The 17410-nt window shown below is 68.5% G+C and carries 16 protein-coding genes and 1 pseudogene; 6 read left to right on the top strand and 11 right to left on the bottom strand.

Features of this window, described 5'->3' with window-relative positions:
* The first annotated feature begins 202 nt into the window (after positions 1–202).
* Positions 203–451 carry a hypothetical protein gene (locus ACQ3HB_RS04845; RefSeq protein WP_430918263.1) on the top strand — a complete coding sequence of 83 codons (249 nt, stop codon included), beginning with the start codon at positions 203–205 and terminating at the stop codon, positions 449–451.
* 113 nt (positions 452–564) lie between these two features.
* Here ACQ3HB_RS04845 and ACQ3HB_RS04840 read toward each other — a convergent pair whose 3' ends face one another.
* Positions 565–2019, bottom strand: a complete 1455-nt coding sequence (locus ACQ3HB_RS04840; RefSeq protein ID WP_430918261.1) for a DUF6421 family protein — start codon at positions 2017–2019, stop codon at positions 565–567.
* A gap of 203 nt (positions 2020–2222) precedes the next feature.
* Here ACQ3HB_RS04840 and ACQ3HB_RS04835 point away from each other — a divergent pair, with 203 nt between their 5' ends.
* Complete coding sequence (locus ACQ3HB_RS04835; protein WP_430918259.1) at positions 2223–3077, top strand: DUF1295 domain-containing protein; 855 nt, start codon at positions 2223–2225, stop codon at positions 3075–3077.
* 287 nt (positions 3078–3364) lie between these two features.
* Here ACQ3HB_RS04835 and ACQ3HB_RS04830 read toward each other — a convergent pair whose 3' ends face one another.
* Positions 3365–4231 (bottom strand): SDR family NAD(P)-dependent oxidoreductase, encoded by an 867-nt coding sequence (locus ACQ3HB_RS04830; protein ID WP_430918258.1) that lies wholly within the window; start codon positions 4229–4231, stop codon positions 3365–3367.
* 67 nt (positions 4232–4298) lie between these two features.
* Between ACQ3HB_RS04830 and ACQ3HB_RS04825 the strand changes: the two genes are divergently transcribed.
* Positions 4299–5036 (top strand): TetR/AcrR family transcriptional regulator, encoded by a 738-nt coding sequence (locus ACQ3HB_RS04825; protein ID WP_430918256.1) that lies wholly within the window; start codon positions 4299–4301, stop codon positions 5034–5036.
* A 13-nt stretch (positions 5037–5049) separates the two neighbouring features.
* Here the strand turns inward: ACQ3HB_RS04825 and ACQ3HB_RS04820 are convergent.
* A pseudogene (locus ACQ3HB_RS04820) lies at positions 5050–5367 on the bottom strand (ABC transporter permease subunit); the annotation flags it as partial.
* A 101-nt stretch (positions 5368–5468) separates the two neighbouring features.
* Complete coding sequence (locus ACQ3HB_RS04815) at positions 5469–6047, bottom strand: TetR/AcrR family transcriptional regulator (protein WP_430918254.1); 579 nt, start codon at positions 6045–6047, stop codon at positions 5469–5471.
* Positions 6048–6171: 124 nt separating this feature from the next.
* Here ACQ3HB_RS04815 and ACQ3HB_RS04810 point away from each other — a divergent pair, with 124 nt between their 5' ends.
* Positions 6172–6561: a DUF1304 domain-containing protein gene (locus ACQ3HB_RS04810; protein ID WP_430918251.1), complete on the top strand. Its 390-nt coding sequence runs from the start codon at positions 6172–6174 to the stop codon at positions 6559–6561.
* A gap of 75 nt (positions 6562–6636) precedes the next feature.
* Positions 6637–7656 (top strand): NADP-dependent oxidoreductase, encoded by a 1020-nt coding sequence (locus ACQ3HB_RS04805; protein ID WP_430918250.1) that lies wholly within the window; start codon positions 6637–6639, stop codon positions 7654–7656.
* Between the two features lie 360 nt (positions 7657–8016).
* On the opposite strand, the gene ACQ3HB_RS04800 is transcribed toward ACQ3HB_RS04805, so the two are convergent.
* Positions 8017–9117 (bottom strand): Glu/Leu/Phe/Val dehydrogenase family protein, encoded by a 1101-nt coding sequence (locus tag ACQ3HB_RS04800; protein WP_430918248.1) that lies wholly within the window; start codon positions 9115–9117, stop codon positions 8017–8019.
* Between the two features lie 255 nt (positions 9118–9372).
* Here ACQ3HB_RS04800 and ACQ3HB_RS04795 point away from each other — a divergent pair, with 255 nt between their 5' ends.
* Entirely contained in the window at positions 9373–10293 is a 921-nt protein-coding gene (locus tag ACQ3HB_RS04795; protein WP_430918246.1) for an AEC family transporter, read from the top strand.
* Positions 10294–10666: 373 nt separating this feature from the next.
* On the opposite strand, the gene ACQ3HB_RS04790 is transcribed toward ACQ3HB_RS04795, so the two are convergent.
* From ACQ3HB_RS04790 to ACQ3HB_RS04765, 6 genes are all read right to left on the bottom strand, one after another.
* Positions 10667–11536, bottom strand: a complete 870-nt coding sequence (locus tag ACQ3HB_RS04790) for an exodeoxyribonuclease III (RefSeq protein WP_430918244.1) — start codon at positions 11534–11536, stop codon at positions 10667–10669.
* Positions 11537–11765: 229 nt separating this feature from the next.
* A complete protein-coding gene (locus ACQ3HB_RS04785) occupies positions 11766–12530 on the bottom strand; it encodes a FadR/GntR family transcriptional regulator (protein WP_430918242.1) in 765 nt (254 codons plus the stop codon).
* Positions 12531–12664: 134 nt separating this feature from the next.
* The gene (locus tag ACQ3HB_RS04780) at positions 12665–13453 is read right to left on the bottom strand and encodes a 3-oxoacyl-ACP reductase (RefSeq protein WP_430918241.1); all 789 of its coding nucleotides are present in this window, start codon (positions 13451–13453) and stop codon (positions 12665–12667) included.
* Positions 13454–13667: 214 nt separating this feature from the next.
* The gene (locus ACQ3HB_RS04775) at positions 13668–15023 is read right to left on the bottom strand and encodes an aldehyde dehydrogenase family protein (RefSeq protein WP_430918239.1); all 1356 of its coding nucleotides are present in this window, start codon (positions 15021–15023) and stop codon (positions 13668–13670) included.
* Positions 15020–15988: a gamma-glutamyl-gamma-aminobutyrate hydrolase family protein gene (locus ACQ3HB_RS04770; protein WP_430918237.1), complete on the bottom strand. Its 969-nt coding sequence runs from the start codon at positions 15986–15988 to the stop codon at positions 15020–15022. Before ACQ3HB_RS04770 ends, ACQ3HB_RS04775 begins: the two co-directional genes overlap by 4 nt.
* Entirely contained in the window at positions 15969–17288 is a 1320-nt protein-coding gene (locus tag ACQ3HB_RS04765) for a glutamine synthetase family protein (RefSeq protein WP_430918235.1), read from the bottom strand. The genes ACQ3HB_RS04770 and ACQ3HB_RS04765 overlap by 20 nt, the downstream gene beginning before the upstream one ends.
* Positions 17289–17410: the final 122 nt, after the last annotated feature.

The following is a 17410-nucleotide window of genomic DNA, read 5'->3' as shown; positions in this document are numbered from 1 at the left end:
CATCCGCCGTGTGGGGGAGACGTGGATCGAGGATGTCGCAGACACCTGGCCGGGCGCGTGCGCGCTTCGCAACCATCCCTGTCAGCGACATCGCAACGCACTTCCAGCCACCGTTCAGACGCACGCGGATCCTGGAAATTCAAGTCCTTCCCAACCCTGTTCGGGTGACGTATCGTCGAAGCTGAGTCCGAAGGTGAACCTCATGACAGACAACCCGGTGTGTGAGACCTGCGGCACGGACGAGTTCCTCGTGTTCAGTGGATTCGTTCCCGGCCGTATGGTCCATCATGGTGCGCGTCCCGGCACGAAACCGCATTGGGTGCCGTCGACCGTCAACTACCTGTGCGGCAAGTGCGGCCGGTTCGACAGCGACCACGTCCCAGACGACTGGCGTCCTCCGGCGGACCCGCCCCGCAATCCCAATCCGATCGTCCCGACCAACGCCGCCTAGCGTTCCGCCGAGCGTTCTGCCGAGGGGTCGCGATCTGCGGGTGCGATGAGACGACACCCACAGATCGCGACCCCTCGGCAGACGGGGTGAGACGAGGCCTGACGGGCTCGGGGCTAGGCGGTGATGCCCGTTGTGGAGGCGATCGTCTCGGCCATCTTCTTATTGAGCGCCTCGTAGAACATCGAGAGCGGGAACTCGTCGTCGAGGACGGCGTCGGTCAGTCCCCGCGGCGGGCCCATGAGGAGTTCGTCGGAGAGGCCGCGGGCCCACTGCGATGCCGGATGCGGCGTGACCGTGGAGGCGACGAGCTCGTACGCGGCGAGCCAGTGCGCGACCTTGGGCCGGTCGATGGAGCGCCAGTACAGCTCGTCGATCGCGTCGCCGAGTTGCACGACCACGTCGGGCACCTCGTCCCAGTCGATCGTGAGCTGTGTGTCGGTCCAGTGCAGGACGTCGTGCTGGTGCAGCCACGCGAACAGGAGCTGCCCGCCGAGACCGTCGTAGTTGCGCACGCGCGTGCCGGTGATCGCGAACCGGAAGATGCGGTCGAAGATGACCGCGTACTGGACGAGCTTCGCGTGATCGAGGATCGCCTGCTGCGACTGGGTCAGATCCTCGCCGCCCTCCTCCGCGCGCTGGGTAGCGAGGGCCGTGAGTTCCCGCTCCTGCCGCACCGATTCACGGAACGCGGTGAGGTCGCATCGCAGCTCCTCCAGCGAGTACAGGAAGAACGGCATCCGCTGCTTGATCATGAACGGGTCGAACGGGAGATCGCCGCGCATGTGGGTGCGGTCGTGGATGAGGTCCCACATGACGAAGGTCTCCTCAGTCAGCCGCTGGTCGTCGAGGAGCGCGGCGGCGTCTTCCGGGAGCTCGAGTTTCGTGATGTCGGCGGCCGCCCGCACCACGGTCCGGTACCTCGCGGCCTCGCGGTCCTGGAAGATCGCGCCCCAGGTGAATTTCGGGATGGCGCGCATCGCCACGGTCTCCGGGAACAGGACGGCGGAGTTGGTGTCGTAGCCGGGGGTGAAGTCGATGAAGCGGATCGGTACGAAGAGCGCGTTGGAGTAGTCGCCGGCCTCGAGGGCGGCGATGAACTCGGGCCAGATGACCTCGACGAGCACGGCTTCGACGAACCGGTTCGAGGAGCCGTTCTGCGTGACCATCGGGAACACGACGAGGTGGCGCAGTCCGTCGACCCGGTTGTGCTCCGGGTGGAACGCCACGAGCGAGTCGTGGAAGTCCGGCACGCCGAAGTCCTCTGACGCCCACCGGTCGAAGTCGACGACGAGTGCGTCGAGGTAGGCCGCATCGTGCGGGAAGAGCGGCGCGAGGGCTCGGATCGATGCGGTGATCGTGGCGACGGCATCGCGCGCGGCCGGGTGGTCGCCCGCTTCGGGAACGGACCCGTCCTTCGTCTGGACGCCCTGCAGCTCGATGGCCGCGTGCTTGAGGTCCAACCACGCGGGGTGCGTGCCGACGGTGGCGACGGCGGACGCGTCTTCGACGACCTCCGGCTCTCCGACGATGCTCTGGGTGCTGCTGGTGTTGGTGGCGACGTACGACATGGTGAACCTCCTTCCGAACTGCGGATCGTTGGGTGATCGGGTGATGCGTGCCGACTTCGATTCCACGTGAGGACCGAAAACGGTGCACTTCGAGCGTACGGTCGCACCCCGCGGTGATTCATTGCATCGCGAGCGGCTTTGCTGCAACATTCGGCCGTTCGCGATACGGAACTGTGAGTCTCCTGCAGGCGTATGCTCGCCGTATGACTCCTCTGCTGCTGTGCATCTGGATCGCCGGTGGAGCTTCGGCACTCGTGTGGATCCTGTCCCTCGTCACCAACGAGCACTCGTGGGTCGACCGCCTGTGGTCGATCCTGCCGATCATCTACGTGTGGGTCTTCGCCGCATCGACCGGTCTGAGCGATCCGCGACTCGTCGTGATGGCTATCCTCGCGACGCTCTGGGGTGTGCGTCTCACCTACAACTTCGCGCGCAAGGGCGGCTACGCGCGCGGCGGCGAGGATTATCGCTGGGCCGTCCTGCGGGGTCGCATGAAGCCGTGGCAGTTCCAGGTCTTCAACCTGCTGTTCATCACGCTCTACCAGAACGCGATCATCCTGCTCATCGCCCTCCCCGCGTTCACCGCGTGGGAGCACCAGACGCCGATCGGGCCGCTCGACATCGTCCTGTTCGTGCTGTTCCTGGGTGCGCTCGTGGGGGAGACGGTCGCCGACCAGCAGCAGTGGACGTTCCACGCGTGGAAGCGCGCGGCCCTTCGACAGGCTCAGGAACCGGGTGGGGATGGTCAGGCGCCGCAGCCTCGATTCCTGCAGTCGGGCCTGTTCGCGTGGTCCCGCCACCCGAACTTCTTCTTCGAGCAGGCGCAGTGGTGGATCTTCTTCTTCATCGGCGCTTCCGCCGCGGGCAGCGTGGTGCAGTGGACCGTCCTCGGCGCCTTCCTCCTGACGCTCCTGTTCATCGGCTCCACGGTCTTCACAGAGTCGATCACGCGCTCGCGCTACCCGGAGTACGCCGAGTACCAGCGGCGCGTGTCGCCGCTCGTGCCGTGGCCGTCGCGTCGTCCCGAGCAGTCGGCGAGTCCGTCGCCCGCGTCCTGATCCGGCCGTGATCCATCCCACCGCTGCAGGGCTGTAGAGCACAACTCCTTCGATTCGCGCATCGCTCGAGGCTGAGCCCCCGACATTCCGGGGTTCTTCGTGGAGCGCTGTTCGAATCGAAGGAGTTGTGCTCGATGACCGCTTGGAGCGCGAGGTCAGAATCGGGCGGGACGGCAGGCTCCGGCAGAGGTCGGCAGGGGTCGGGCGCGGCGGATCAGTCGGTGGAGGTCGGCAGGGGTCGGGCGCGGCGGATCAGTCGGCAAAGGCCGGGGCAGGGGTCGGGCGGATCAGGCGCGGTCGGCCGGGAAGGGCGCGGGATAGGGTTCCGCGAAGTCGGCGGAGCGGCCGACCGCGGCCCACTTCTCGTCCTCGGCGAGGGTCCGTCTGCCGTGCTCGACGGCCATCTCGGTCGCGTTGACACCGAGGGGCAGGTGGAACGGGATGTCTGATCGCTTGGCGACCTGGACGAGGATGTCGGCGCCGCGCTGGGGATCACCGGCGGGGCCCGCGGGATTCTGGCGCATCCGCGTGTTCATCGCGCCGACCGTCTGCTCGTAGCCGTCCGGGACCTCATGTACGGTCATCGATGCGCCGGCCCAGTCGGTCGCGAACCCGCTCGGCTCGACGACGAGGACCTTCACGCCGAACGGCGCGGTCTCGATCTGCAGGACGCGACTGAAGCCGTCGATCGCGAACTTCGCCGCCTGGTATGAGGCGATGCCCGGCGAGCCGCCGACGCGACCGCCGATCGAGGAGAACTGCATGACGAGCCCGCCGCCCTGTGCGCGGAGGATCGGAACCGCCGCCTTCGACACGTTGTACACGCCCCAGAAGTTCGTCTCGAACTGTGTGCGGAACGCATCGTCTTCGGTGGATTCGATGGGGGAGACGTCCGCGTAGCCGGCGTTGTTGGCGATGACGTCGAGCCGGCCGAACCGCTCGACGCCCGCGGCGAGGGCGTTGCGGGCGGCGGCGGGATCGGTGACGTCGAGGGGGACGGTGATGACGCGGTCGCCGTACCGGTCGACGAGCTCCACGAGCTGCTCCGGGCGGCGCGCGGAGGCGACGACCTGATCGCCGCCCTCGAGGGCGGCGATGGCGAGTGCGCGGCCGAACCCACGCGAGGACCCTGTGATGAACCATGTCTGCTGCATGACTTTAGTGAAACACCGTTTCGTTATTTATGCAACACCGTTGTGTTAGCTCGGGTAGGATGGGGGCATGGAACGGGTGGGGGTCGATCGATCGCGGGCCGAGAAGGCGGTGGTGCAGCGCGCTCGCAGTGCGGAGGCCAAGCAACAGCGCGAGGCCGACATCCTGGATGCCGCGCGTGCGCTCGGCGACGTCCGCGGCATCCGCAGTGTGACGCTCACCGATATCGCCGAGGCGGTCGGCATGCACAAGTCCGCCCTCCTCCGATACTTCGAGACGCGTGAACAGATCTTCCTGCGACTCACGGCCGCCGGCTGGCGCGAGTGGGGAGCCGCGCTGCGTGAGCGGCTCGAGGGTCTCGGTTCCGCGTCGGACGAGCGCGCTTCGAACGGGCCGTCTTCGCTGTCGTTCGAGGTCGCCGCTGCGTTCGCGGAAACGCTCGCCGAACGGCCGCTCTTCTGCGACCTGCTCGCGCAAGCGCCCCTCAACCTCGAACGCAACGTGTCGCTGGACTCCGTCCTCGCGTTCAAACTCGTCACGCTCGATGAGGTGCAGGGGATCGATGCCGCGCTGCGCCGCATCCTCCCCTCGCTGACAGAGGAGGACGCCGTCGACCTCGTCGCCGCGGCCACCTCGATGTCCGGCGCCTTCTGGCAGATGGCGACGCCCGGACCCGCCATCGAAGCGCTCTACCGCGAGGATCCGCGCCTCGTGCACGCCGTGGTGGAGGTCGCGCCGCGCGTGACGCGGGTGCTCTCCGCGACGATCGACGGCGTCCTGGCGGCGCGAGCCCGACACGCTCGCTGAGCGCCGGTCACTGAGCCGCGATCAGTTCGGCGGCGACCAGGGGCAGTCGCGGCTGGGCCAACGCGAGGTGGATACCGCAGGCGACCGATGGCGTGATCGCGGGCAACCGGGCGGTTGTGAAGAGCGAGACGCCGTTCAACCCGCAGGCCCGTCCGGCTTCAACGAGGCGCCGATCGACGTGCCGGGGCGCAGCGGCGACTGTCGTGTGGACGGGGAGGGACGCACCGATCGCGATGAGGGTGATCTTCGACTCCTCGCCGATCTTCAGCCAGAGGAGCAGCAACGGCACCCGGGCGAGGGAGGGGGCGGCGCGGATCGCGGCGAACGTCGGGCGAGGAGGATGTCGCCGAGCCGGGTCGCCGCAACGGCGTCACATGCTTGCGACGATGTGCGGGACGTGCTGTCGGTGCCGCCGAGCGGGGCGGGATGGTCCTACCAGCGGGCGACCTGCTCGACGGCGGCGCCGAGGATCGCCACAGCCTCCTCGCCGTTCACCCGGGCGAGGAGCAGGGCGCTCACGGACAGCGAGGTCAGGAGTCGAGCCTCGGCCTCGACCTCGTCGGATTCTGCGTCAGGACGGGCGCGGAGGAGCGCGTCGGCGACGGCGGTCGTGAGTTCGAGCCGATACCCGTCGACGACGTGCCGGAGGGCTTCGTCATGCGATGCGAGACCGGCGCTGTTGAGGAGGAGGCAGCCGCGGCGGGGCGAGTCGGCGGGAAGCGATGCGATGACCTGCGCGATGCCCCCGAAGTACGCCGTGAGGCCGCGGTGGCCGTCCGGTTCCGCTCCGAGCACGCGGAGTCGGGGGCGGATGACGGTGTCGAGGTAGTCCTGCACGGCGGCGTCGAACAGCCCGCGCTTGTTGTCGAACGCGTGGTACAGGCTCGATCGGCCGAGACCGGTCGCCGCTTCGAGGTCGGCGAGCGAGGTCGCTTCGTAGCCGCGATCCCAGAAGACGTCCCGTGCCGATTGCACGGCCTGGACGGTGTCGAACTCCTGTGTGCGTCCCATCGAATCCTCCGAATTCCACGATTCCATTTTGTGAACTGATCGTTTCACAATTATAGTGTACCTATCGGTTCACAAAGTGGACCGGCGCCTCACCAGCCGCACGCACACAAGGGAATCCACCGCAATGATGGTCGTCAGTCTCATCCTGATCGGGATCGCCAGCCTGATCCACCTCTACATCTTCGTGCTCGAATCCGTGCGCTGGATGTCGCCTGCCACCTGGAAGACCTTCGGCATCGCCTCCGAGACCGAAGCCGCCATCACCCGGCCGCTCGCGCTCAACCAGGGCTTCTACAACCTGTTCCTCGCCATCGCGTCGATCATCGGCATCGTCCTGCTCATCGCCGGACAGACAGCCATCGGCGCGACCCTCGTCTTCACCGGTGCCGGTTCGATGGTGCTCGCAGGCCTCGTCCTCGTCATCTCGAACCGCTCGATGTGGCGCTCGGCGCTCATCCAGCTCGCCGCACCAGCGCTCGGCCTGATCTTCCTCGGCGTCGCGCTCGCCGCGTAAGCCGCCTCCGCCCGGCGCAGCATCGCCGTCGCATCCGTTCCACACCATCCGCACGACCGTCCCGAAAGGACCACCATGACCGTCCCCAGCCTCAGCACCCAGATCCAGCTCGCCGCACGCCCCGTCGGCTGGCCGACCGATGCGGACTTCCGCACCGTGCAGATCGAACTGCCGGAGCTGGCCCCCGGGGAGGTTCGCGTGCAGAACGTGTTCCTCTCCGTGGACCCGTACATGCGCGGCCGGATGAACGACGTCAAGTCGTACACGCCGCCGTACGCGCTGGGGGAGACGATGACGGGCGGCGCGGTCGGTCGTGTCGTCGCGAGTGCGTCCGACGCGGTCTCGGTCGGTGACGTGGTCGTCCACCAGTACGGCTGGCGCGACCTCGTGCAGGCCGACGCCGCCGGGTTCCGCGTCGTTCCCGAGCTCCCGGGCGTGCCGCTGTCCGCCTACCTCGGCGTCCTCGGAATGACGGCGCTCACGGCGTACGTCGGCCTGCAGGAGATCGCAGGGCTCCGCGAGGGCGACACGGTGTTCGTCTCCGGTGCGGCCGGCGCCGTCGGCACGATGGTGGGTCAGATCGCCCGCCTGAAGGGCGCGAAGCGTGTCATCGGTTCCGCCGGATCAGCCGAGAAGGTCGCCCTCCTCACCTCCAAGTACGGCTACGACGCCGCCTTCAACTACAAGGACGGCCCCGTCGCCGAGCAGCTCGCGAAGGCGGCGCCCGACGGCATCGACGTCTACTTCGACAACGTCGGCGGCGAGCACCTCGAAGCCGCGATCGGTGCGTTCAACGACTTCGGCCGCGCGGCGCTGTGCGGGGCGATCTCCGAGTACAACGAGGCCGAGAAGGCATCCGGTCCGAAGAACCTGTCCAACATTGTGACCCGCAGCCTGCGGCTCGAAGGATTCACGATCGGCAACCACACGCACCACTTCCCGGCGTTCTCCGCCGAGATGGCCGCGTGGCTGGGCGCGGGCGAAGTCGTCTACGACGAGACCGTCTTCGAGGGCATCGACCACACGATCGACGCGTTCCTCGCCCTCATGCGCGGCGCGAACACCGGCAAGATGGTCGTCCGCGTCGGCGAGTAGTCGTCCTTCCGGTACGTTCCGTCGCTGAGCTCGGGGATCCGCTCCCCGGGCTCAGCGACGTCTGTCGCCCCGGCCTCTGGCGCTCTGCTCCTGTCCCCTCACCGTGCCGCTCCCGTTCCCTCACCGTGCCGCTCCCGGTCCCTGGTGCTCTGCTCCCGTCCCCTCACCGTGCCGCTCCCGGTCCCTGAGCCTGTCGAAGGGCATTGAGCACAACTCCTTCAATCTGTCGGTCGCCAGCCCGAGATCCCCGGAATTCCGCGAGGTATCGGGCCTGCGATGTCGAAATTGAAGGAGTTATGCGTGATGGGAGTTTCGACGGGCTCAGCGACCGGGGAGACGGGCTCGACGATCTGGTGGGCGTCAGCCGGCGGGGACGAGGGACGGTGCGCCAGCAGCGATGCGCGCCATCGCGAGCCGTTCGGCCGCCTCGAGCGTCGTGACGCCGTCCTCGATCGCACTGCGGAAGATGCGCTGGACGGTGTGGCCGATGTCGTCGACGCGCGTCGCGATCGCTGCCGCATCCGCTCCGGGCTCCGATGCCATTGCGAGGTAGATGACCCCGCCGGCGTTGACCACGAAGTCGGGTGCCCACAGGATGCCGCGAGCCGCCAACGCCTCGGCGCCGTCGCGCGACGCGAGCTGGTTGTTGGCCGCGCCGACGACGGCACGGCACTGCAGCCGATCGATGACGTCGGCGCTGAGCGCACCGCCGACGCCGCACGGGACGAAGAGGTCGGTCTCGATGAGGTGCTCGTCTCCCGGTTCGATCCAGCTCGCACCGATCTCCTCGGCGAACGCCCGCTTGGCCGGGTTCACGTCGGTCACGATGAGTCGGGCGCCGTTCGCCGCGAGCTGGCGCGCGAGGCGTCCGCCCACCTGGCCGAGGCCGGAGATCGTGGCGCGGCGACCCTGCACGAGCGGGGTGCCGAAGACGGTTTCGAGCGTCGAGGTGATCGACGAGTACACGCCGGCAGCGGTCGCGTCACTCGGTTCGCCCACACCGCCGCGATCGGCCGGGAGCCCGCACACGTGCTTGGTGCGCTCGGAGACGACGGCCATGTCCTCGGCGGTCGTGCCGACGTCCTCGGCGGTCTGGTACGCGCCGCCCAGCTGTTCGACGGCGTCGCCGAGGTCGAGCATCGCCGCGTGCCTGCGCTCGGCGTCGAGCACTGTTCCCGCGGGGACGAAGACGACGGACTTGCCGCCTCCACGGGCGAGACCGGCCGCAGCGTTCTTCATCGTCATGCCGGCGGCGAGGCGGAGGGAGTCCTCGACGGCCTCGGTCCAGCTGCCGTAATTCCAGACGCGGGCGCCGCCGAGAGCGGGGCCGAGGGTCGTGGAGTGGACCGCGACGCTGATCGTCAGATCGGATCGCTCACCCCTGGTGATGAACACGCGTTCGTGGGGGAGGCTGGGGCTGTGCATCGCGTCGACGGACGCGGAGGGGTCGAATGACGGCATCGTCGGGATCTCCTTGTGGGTGATTGGTGCGTGCTCCGGGTGGGAGCGGCATGGTGTGAGGGTGAACGGATGCTTCGCGGGTCACGCGGGCGGGTCCACAGTGATTCCACCAACTCCTGACGTCCGGCGCAAGTGCCGCTTGCGTTCCGGTGGACCTGCGATGCCGTCGCGATCCGGGTGATCGACCGTCCGTGTCCGTGTCCGTGTACGTCGCAGCGTCTGCAAACGTTTGCCACACGGCCGTAGGGTTGACGCATGGCTGGAGTGGTGACGGGGTTCGCGATCATCGGAGCCGTCATCCTCGTCGGCTACATCGCCGGCCGTCTCGAGATCGGCGGGCCCACCACCGGCCACGTGCTCAATCGCATCGCCTTCTTCGTCACGAACCCGGCACTCCTCTTCACTGTTCTCGCAAGGGCGGACCTCCACGAGGTCTTCAGCGACGTCATCTGGGTCGCCCTCCTCAGCGCCGTCGCGACGGCCGCCGTGTACGTGCTGCTCAACCTCGTGTGGTTCCGGCAGCAGCTGCCCGTGGCGACGATCGGCGCGATGTCGTCCGGCTACGTCAACGCGAACAACATCGGCATCCCCGTGGCCGTGTACGTCCTCGGCGGCGCGACATACGTGGCGCCTGTCATCCTCCTGCAACTGCTGCTCTTCGCACCCGTCGTCCTCACGATTCTCGACACGCACAAGCGCGGATCGGTGTCGTTCATGGGGATCGTGACGCAGCCCTTCCGGAATCCGATGATCATCGCCTCCCTCGCCGGGGTGCTCCTCAACCTGTTCGGTGTGCGGTTGCCGGAACCCGTCATGGCGCCGTTCGAACTCATCGGCGGTGCCGCGGTGCCGCTGATCCTCATGGCATTCGGGATGTCGCTGCACGGGATGCGGCCGTTGCAGGCGGGGAACGGGCGCCGCGAGATCCTCATGGCGACGCTGCTCAAGTGCGTGGGGATGCCGATCGCCGCGTACTTGATCGCGCACTTCGGGTTCGGGCTCGTGGGTGCGCCGCTGTTCGCGTCCGTGGTCCTCGCGTCGCTGCCGACGGCGCAGAACGTCTACAACTTCGCCAGCCGGTACGAGCAGGGGGTGCCGCTCGCCCGCGATGTCGTGCTGCTCACGACGGTGCTGTCCGTGCCGGTGCTCATCGGCGTCGCTGCGCTGCTCGCCTGAGGTCTGCCCGCTCCGGCTCTCCGGTCACTGAGCCTGTCTCCGGCCCTCCGGTCACTGAGCCTGTCGAAGTGCTCTGCCTGCGCTGCGGAGCCTCGCCCCACCCGGTCACTGAGCCTGTCGAAGTGTGGACTGACCGAGCACAACTCCTTCGATCTGGCGTCCGCAAAGTCGGTGTCCCCCGGAATCTCAGGGGTCGAGGGGCGGCAGGTCGTCGGATCGAAGGAGTTGTGCTCGATGTTCCTGTGGCAGGCTCGGGGACCGGATTGGGCGCGGAGGCCGAGCGGGGACCCTTCGACAGGCTCAGGGACCGGCGCTCAGGTACAGGGACCTGAGCCCGGGGACCGGGTACGGCGCTCGGGACCGGGTGCGGCGCTCAGCCGAAGATCATCGGGGTGTCGTCGCCCTCTTCGGAGAGCTCGAAGTCGAGGTCGACGACGACGGGCACGTGATCGCTCGGGCTGTCGCCCTTCCGCTCGTTGCGATCGATCGATGCCTCGACGACGTGATCGGCGAACGTCTGCGAACCGAAGATGAAGTCGATGCGCATGCCCTCGTTGCGCGGGAACCGCAGCTGCTTGTAGTCCCAGAAGGTGTACCCCTCGGGGACGTACGGCCGCACGGTGTCCTGCAGGCCGGCATCCATGAACGCGGCGAGAGCTGCGCGCTCCGGAGCGGAGATGTGTGTGGAGCCTGGCCCGAAGCTGGGGTCGCCGACATCGGAATCCAACGGAGCGACGTTCCAGTCGCCCATGAGCGCGAGCGGGAGGCCCGGGTTCTCGGCGAGCCAGGCGCGGGTGTCCGCTTCGAGCGCTGCGAGCCAGCGGAGCTTGTAGTCGTAGTGCGGGTCGCCGACCGCGCGACCGTTGGGGACGTAGAGGCTCCAGAGGCGCACGCCGTCGACCGTCGCGCCGATGGCACGCGCTTCGAGGGGGAGGCCGTCCGGGTCGATGCCGGAGCCGTCGAGCGTGGGCGGCAAGGGCTTCCCGAAGCCGGGCATGTCGGGGAAGCCGATCGTCACGTCCTCCATGGGGAGGCGGCTCGCGATGCCGACGCCGTTCCACTGGCTGAGGCCGTGCATCTCGACCTGGTAGCCCGCCTTCGTGAAAGCCTCAAGGGGGAACTGGTCGTCGCGGCACTTGAGTTCCTGCATGGCGAGGACGTCGACGTCCTCGCGCACGAGCCAGTCGACCACGCGGCCCACTCTGGTTCGGATCGAGTTGACGTTCCACGTGGCGATGCGCATGCCCCCACGTTACCGGGAGCCTCCGACCGACGCTGCGCTGCTCGCGCCGTCGTCGCCCTGCTGCTCGCTTCGTCGTAGCCGTGTCGTCACTTCGCGCCTGCCGGTCGCCTCCCGCGGGCCACCGAGCATAACTCCTTCGATTCGGACGCTTGCCGATCCGCGCCCCCGGAATTCCGGGGATCTGCCGCGAACGAGGTCGAAATCGAAGGAGTTATGCTTCCATGCCAGTTCAGGCGAGGAAACCGCGGAGGAGGGCCTCTGAACCGGCGACGTGCTCCGCCATCGCCGATGCCGCCTCCTCGGGGTGCCCGCGGAGGATCGCCTTCACGATGGCCTCGTGCTGCTCATCGGAGTGGGCGATGTTGACGGCGAGGAGCGGGATGCCGTCGAGGAGTTCGTTGATGCGCATGCGGGCGTCGGCGACGAGCGGCAGGAGGCTCGGTGCGCCCACGAGTTCCGCGATGAGCAGGTGCAGACGCGAGTCGTGCCGGCGGTAGTCGTCCGGTTCGGAGGATCGGCAGTCCTCGAGCGCCTGCCAGAGCCGTTCCCGATCGGCGCCGGACAGTTTGCAGAGCGCAGCTTCGCGAGCAGCGCCGATCTCGAGGATGCTGCGCAGCACGAGCGTGTCCTCGATCTCCGCGCGAGGGACGCCGCCGCGCGGTGCGAGATCGCCGTCCGCGTCCATGACCGGTGTGCTCGTCGGCAGCTCCTCCATCACGAACGTGCCCCCGTACCGACCTCGCCGGGAGACGACGTACCCGGCCTCGGTGAGTGCGGCGATCGCATCGCGGACCGTGTCGCGGCTGACGTTGAGCATGGCCGCGAGTTCACGCTCGGCGGGCAGGCGTCCGCCCGGACCGATGAGGCCGAGCCGGATCGACTGCAGGAGTCGCTGCACGGTCTCCTCGAACGCGTTCGCGGCGCGGCCGGGGCGCAGCAGGAGCTCGGCGCTCAGGATGCCCTGCGCCACCTCGTCCCCCTGCGTTTCGCTCATCTCACCATTCTCTCGCGATGCCCGACAGCTGGCCGACGATGTGACATCGTGCGGCCAGCCGATCGGTCGGTCGGTTCAGGATGCGCCGAGCCCGCTCACCGTGCGCCGCGGTGCCGGCCCACGCGGCAACCGCGTCACTCCGGCGTGACGTAGGCGGAACTGATCCCGCCGTCGACGAGGAAGGTCGACCCGGTGATGAAGGACGAATCGTCGCTCGCCAGGAACGCGACGGCGGCCGCGAGCTCCTCCGGCTCCGCGAACCGACCGACGGGGATGTGGATCAGTCGCCGCTGCGCCCGCTCCGGATCCTTCGCGAAGAGCTCCTGCAGAAGCGGCGTGTTGACCGGGCCGGGGCACAGCGCGTTGACACGGATGCCCTGCCGCGCGAACTGCACGCCCAGCTCCCGGCTCATCGCGAGCACCCCGCCCTTCGACGCCGTGTAGGAGATCTGCGACGTCGCCGAACCGAGCACCGCGACGAACGACGCCGTGTTGATGATCGACCCGCGACCCTGCTTCACCATGTGCCGGAGCGCCGCTCGCGAGCACAGGTACACGGACTTGAGGTTGACGTCCTGCACCTTCTCCCACGCCGGGAGTTCCGTCGTCTCGATGGAGTCGTCGTCGGGCGGGGAGATGCCCGCGTTGTTGAATGCGACGTCGACCGAACCGTAGGTCGCGGCCGCCGTGTCGAAGAGGTGGTTCACCTGGTCCTGGTCGGTCACGTTCACCTGCACGAAGAGCCCGCCGACGAGCTCAGCGGCTGCCGCGCCGGTCGTGGGATCGAGATCGCCGATGACGACCGTCGCGCCCTCCGCCGCGAACCGTTTCGCGGTGGCGAGGCCGATGCCGCTCGCGCCGCCCGTGACGACGGCGACCTTCCCAGCCAGACGCTGGGTGAGGTCGATGGGGGTGATGGTCATGAGGTGTCCTCTCTGTCGCCCTTCGACAAGCTCAGGGACCGGGTGGTTCTGGGGTGCGGGTGGTGCGGGCGGTGCGGGTGGTGCTGTGGTGCCCTTCGACAAGCTCAGGGACCGGGGTGGAGTTCAGGGACCGGGGATGGGGTTCAGGGGCCGGGGATGGACCTCAGGGACCGGGTGGAGTTCAGGGACCGGGCCGGCTCAAGGACAGGGCGGCTCAGTCGACGGCGATGAACACGTTCTTCGTCTCTGTGAAGGCGAACGGCGCATCGGGTCCGAGCTCTCGGCCGAGCCCGGACTGCTTGAACCCGCCGAACGGCGTCGAGTACCGCACGGAGGAGTGCGAGTTGACGGACAGGTTGCCGGATTCCACGCCGCGAGCGACCCGGATGGCCCGACTCACGTCGCGCGTCCAGATCGAACCCGAGAGCCCGTACTCCGTGTCGTTCGCGAGCTGCAGCGCATCGGCTTCGTCATCGAACGGCAGGACGGTCACGACCGGTCCGAAGATCTCCTCGCGGACCGATCGGTCGTCGCGGCCGGGGGTGAGGACGGTCGGCGTGAACCAGTACCCGGGGCCGTCCGGCGCGCTGCCGGTGAAGGCGACGGGCGCGTCGTCTGGGACGAACGACCGGACCGAGTCACGGTGCGCGGCCGAGACGAGCGGGCCCATCTCCGTGCTCTCGAGCGTCGGATCGCCGACGACGACGCCCTTGACCGCCGGTTCGAGCAGTTCCATGAACCGGTCGTACGCGGATCGCTCGACGAGGATCCGGCTCCGTGCGCAGCAGTCCTGGCCCGCGTTCTCGAACACGCCGTATGGAGCCGACGCCGCCGCTCGTTCGAGATCGGCATCGGCGAACACGATGTTGGCGCTCTTCCCGCCGAGTTCGAGCGTGACCCGTTTCACCTGCTCCGACGCCCCGGCCATGATGCGTTTGCCGACCGCCGTCGAGCCCGTGAAGACGACCTTGCGGACCGCCGGGTTCGTGATGAAGCGTTCGCCGACGACCGACCCACGCCCGGGCAGCACCTGGAACAGTCCCTCGGGCAGACCTGATTCGAGGGCGAGTTCGCCGAGGCGGATGCTCGTGAGGGGTGTCCATTCCGCCGGCTTCAGGACGACGGCGTTGCCGGCTGCGAGGGCCGGCGCGAAGCCCCACGCGGCGATCGTCATCGGGAAGTTCCACGGCGTGATGATCCCCACGACGCCGAGCGGTTCGTGGAAGGTGACGTCGAGGCCGCCCGCCACGGGGATCTGCTGACCGAAGAGGCGTTCGGGTGAAGCCGAGTAGTACTCGAGCACGTCGCGGACGTGCCCCGCCTCCCACCTGGCCTGTGTGATCGGGTGGCCGGAGTTCGTCACCTCGAGCGATGCGAGGTGCTCGCGGTCGCCGTCGACGGCCGCGGCGAACCGACGGAGCGCGTTGGCTCGGTCGGCGGGTGCGACGGCCGCCCACGCTCGCTGGGCGACGGCTGCAGCGGCGATCGCCTCGTCCGTCTCATCCACCCCGAGGTGCTCGACGGTCGTGACGACGGACTCGTCGGCCGGATTCAGGATCGTATAGCTCATGCGGTGGTCCTCGCCTCGGTCGTGGCTGGTGGTGACGGTGGTGCTGGTGGTGAAGGTGGTGACACTGGCGCTGAGGCGCTGGAACCGGACGTCTCGGCGACCGCACGGTCGCGGTGCCGACGCGCGGCATCGACGAGTCCGGCGAAGAGACGACGGTCCGCGGTGTCCTCCTCCGGGTGCCACTGCACGCCGATCCCGAACGGGACGCCCTGCAGCTCGACGGCTTGGATGACGCCCTCCTCGGTGCGCGCGGTGACGGTCAGTCCGTCGGCCACGCGATCGAGCGCCTGGTGGTGATAGACGTGCACGGGGAGGCGGTCGGTGTCGACGGGGTCGCTCGCCGCACGAGTGCCGGGCGCCAGCGGGGTGCCGGGGCGCTCGCCGCCTTCCGACGGGGTGCCGAGCACAGCGGCGAGGTGCGAGTCGGGGGAGACCACGACCTCCTTGGGACCGAAGATCGCCTCGCCGGGCTGGTAGGAATCGTCGCCCACGACATCGGGCAGATGCTGGATGAGCGAGCCGCCGAGCGTGACGTTCAGCAGTTGGACGCCGCGGCAGATGCCGAGGAACGGGAGCTCGGCATCGATCGCAGCGGTGAGGAGCGCGTCCTCCCAGGCATCGCGATCGGTGCGGGGCCGTCCGGTCTTCGGATGCGCCACTTGCCCGTACAGGCCGGGGTCCACATCCGCCCCGCCCGAGACGATGAGCCCGTCGAGGCGCGACAGGACGGCATCGGCCACCGCTCGCGTGACGGGCTGCGGCGGGAGGAGGACGACGATGCCGCCCGCGTCCGTCACCGCGTCGAGGTACACCTTGGGGAGGAAGGACGCCGGAACATCCCACACCCCGGTCTGCGCCTGTTCGAGGTAGGTCGTGACGCCGATGACGGGAGCGCTCGATCCTGGAGCGGAAGCGCTCGCCGGAGCAGAGGTGGGGCCGTTCGGCTCAGAGGCGCTCAAAACCACGCACCCGCTCCCAGTCCGTGACGGCCGCGTCGTAGGCCGAGATCTCCACGGCGGCGTAGTTGAGGTAGTGGTCCACGACCTCGTCGCCGAAGGCCTCGCGGGCGATCGTCGACTGCGAGAACAGCTCCGCCGCCTCACGCAGCGTCGTGGGGACGCGCGGCGCCCCGCCCGTATAGGCGTTGCCGACGAAGGCGTCCTCGAGTTCGAGCTCGTTCTCGATGCCGTGGAGGCCGGCCGCGATGAGCGCAGAGACGGCGAGGTACTGGTTCACATCGCCGCCCGGCACACGGTTCTCGACGCGCATCCCGGCTCCATGACCGACGACGCGCAGCGCGCAGGTGCGGTTGTCGAGGCCCCAGGCGACCGCGGTCGGCGCGAAGCTGCCGTCGACGTAGCGCTTGTACGAGTTGATGTTGGGCGCGAAGAACAGCGTCAGTTCCCGCATCGCAGCGATCTGCCCCGCGAGGAAGTGCCGGAAGAGCTTCGACATGCCGTCCGGGCCGTCTGGATCACCGAACAGTGGTGTGCCGTCAGCACCGCGGAGGCTGATGTGGATGTGGCAGCTGTTGCCCTCGCGCTCGTTGAACTTGGCCATGAACGTGAGGCTCTTGCCGTGGGCGTCCGCGATCTCCTTGGCGCCGTTCTTGTAGATGGAGTGGTTGTCGCACGTCGCGAGCGCGTGGGCGTAGCGGAAGGCGATCTCCTGCTGGCCGAAGTTGCACTCGCCCTTGACGCCCTCCGAGTACATGCCGGCGCCGTCCATCGAGTTGCGGATGTCGCGCAGCAGGGGCTCCATGCGGGTGGAGGCGAGGAGGGCGTAGTCGATGTTGTAGTCGCTCGCGGGGCGGAGGTCGCGGTAGCCCTTGCCCCATGCCTCCCGGAAGCTGTCGTCGAACACGATGAATTCGAGCTCGGTCCCGACGAAGGGGACGAGGCCGCGTTCCGCGAGTCGTTCGAGCTGGGCGATGAGGATCTGCCTGGGCGATGCGACGACGGGCGCGTCGTCCAGCCACTTCAGGTCGGCCGTCACGAGGGCGGTTCCCGGCAGCCAGGGGATGCGGCGCAGCGTGTCGAAGTCGGGGATCATCGCCATGTCGCCGTAGCCGCGCTCCCAGCTGGACATCGCGTAGCCGTCGACCGTGTTCATCTCCACGTCGACCGCGAGCAGGTAGTTGCAGCACTCCGCGCCGTGGGCCGCGGCGTCCTCGAGGAAGAGCCGGGCCGAGACCCGCTTGCCGATGAGCCGGCCCTGCATGTCGGTGAAGGCCACGATCACGGTGTCGATCTCGCGCCCCTCCACCGCGGCGGTGAGCTCCTCGAGCGTGAGGTTGCCCGAGCGGGGGCGGCTGGGGCGCGGGTTCGCTGTGCTGTCGGTCATGGGCTGCTCCTCGGTCCCGCTGCGCCGATCCGGGCCGATGGCCG

Source organism: Plantibacter lichenum (assembly GCF_050587525.1).
In the GTDB taxonomy this organism is placed as follows: domain Bacteria; phylum Actinomycetota; class Actinomycetes; order Actinomycetales; family Microbacteriaceae; genus Plantibacter.
The sequence above is the reverse complement of the archived record's forward strand: the minus strand, read 5'-3'. Positions and strand labels throughout refer to the sequence as shown.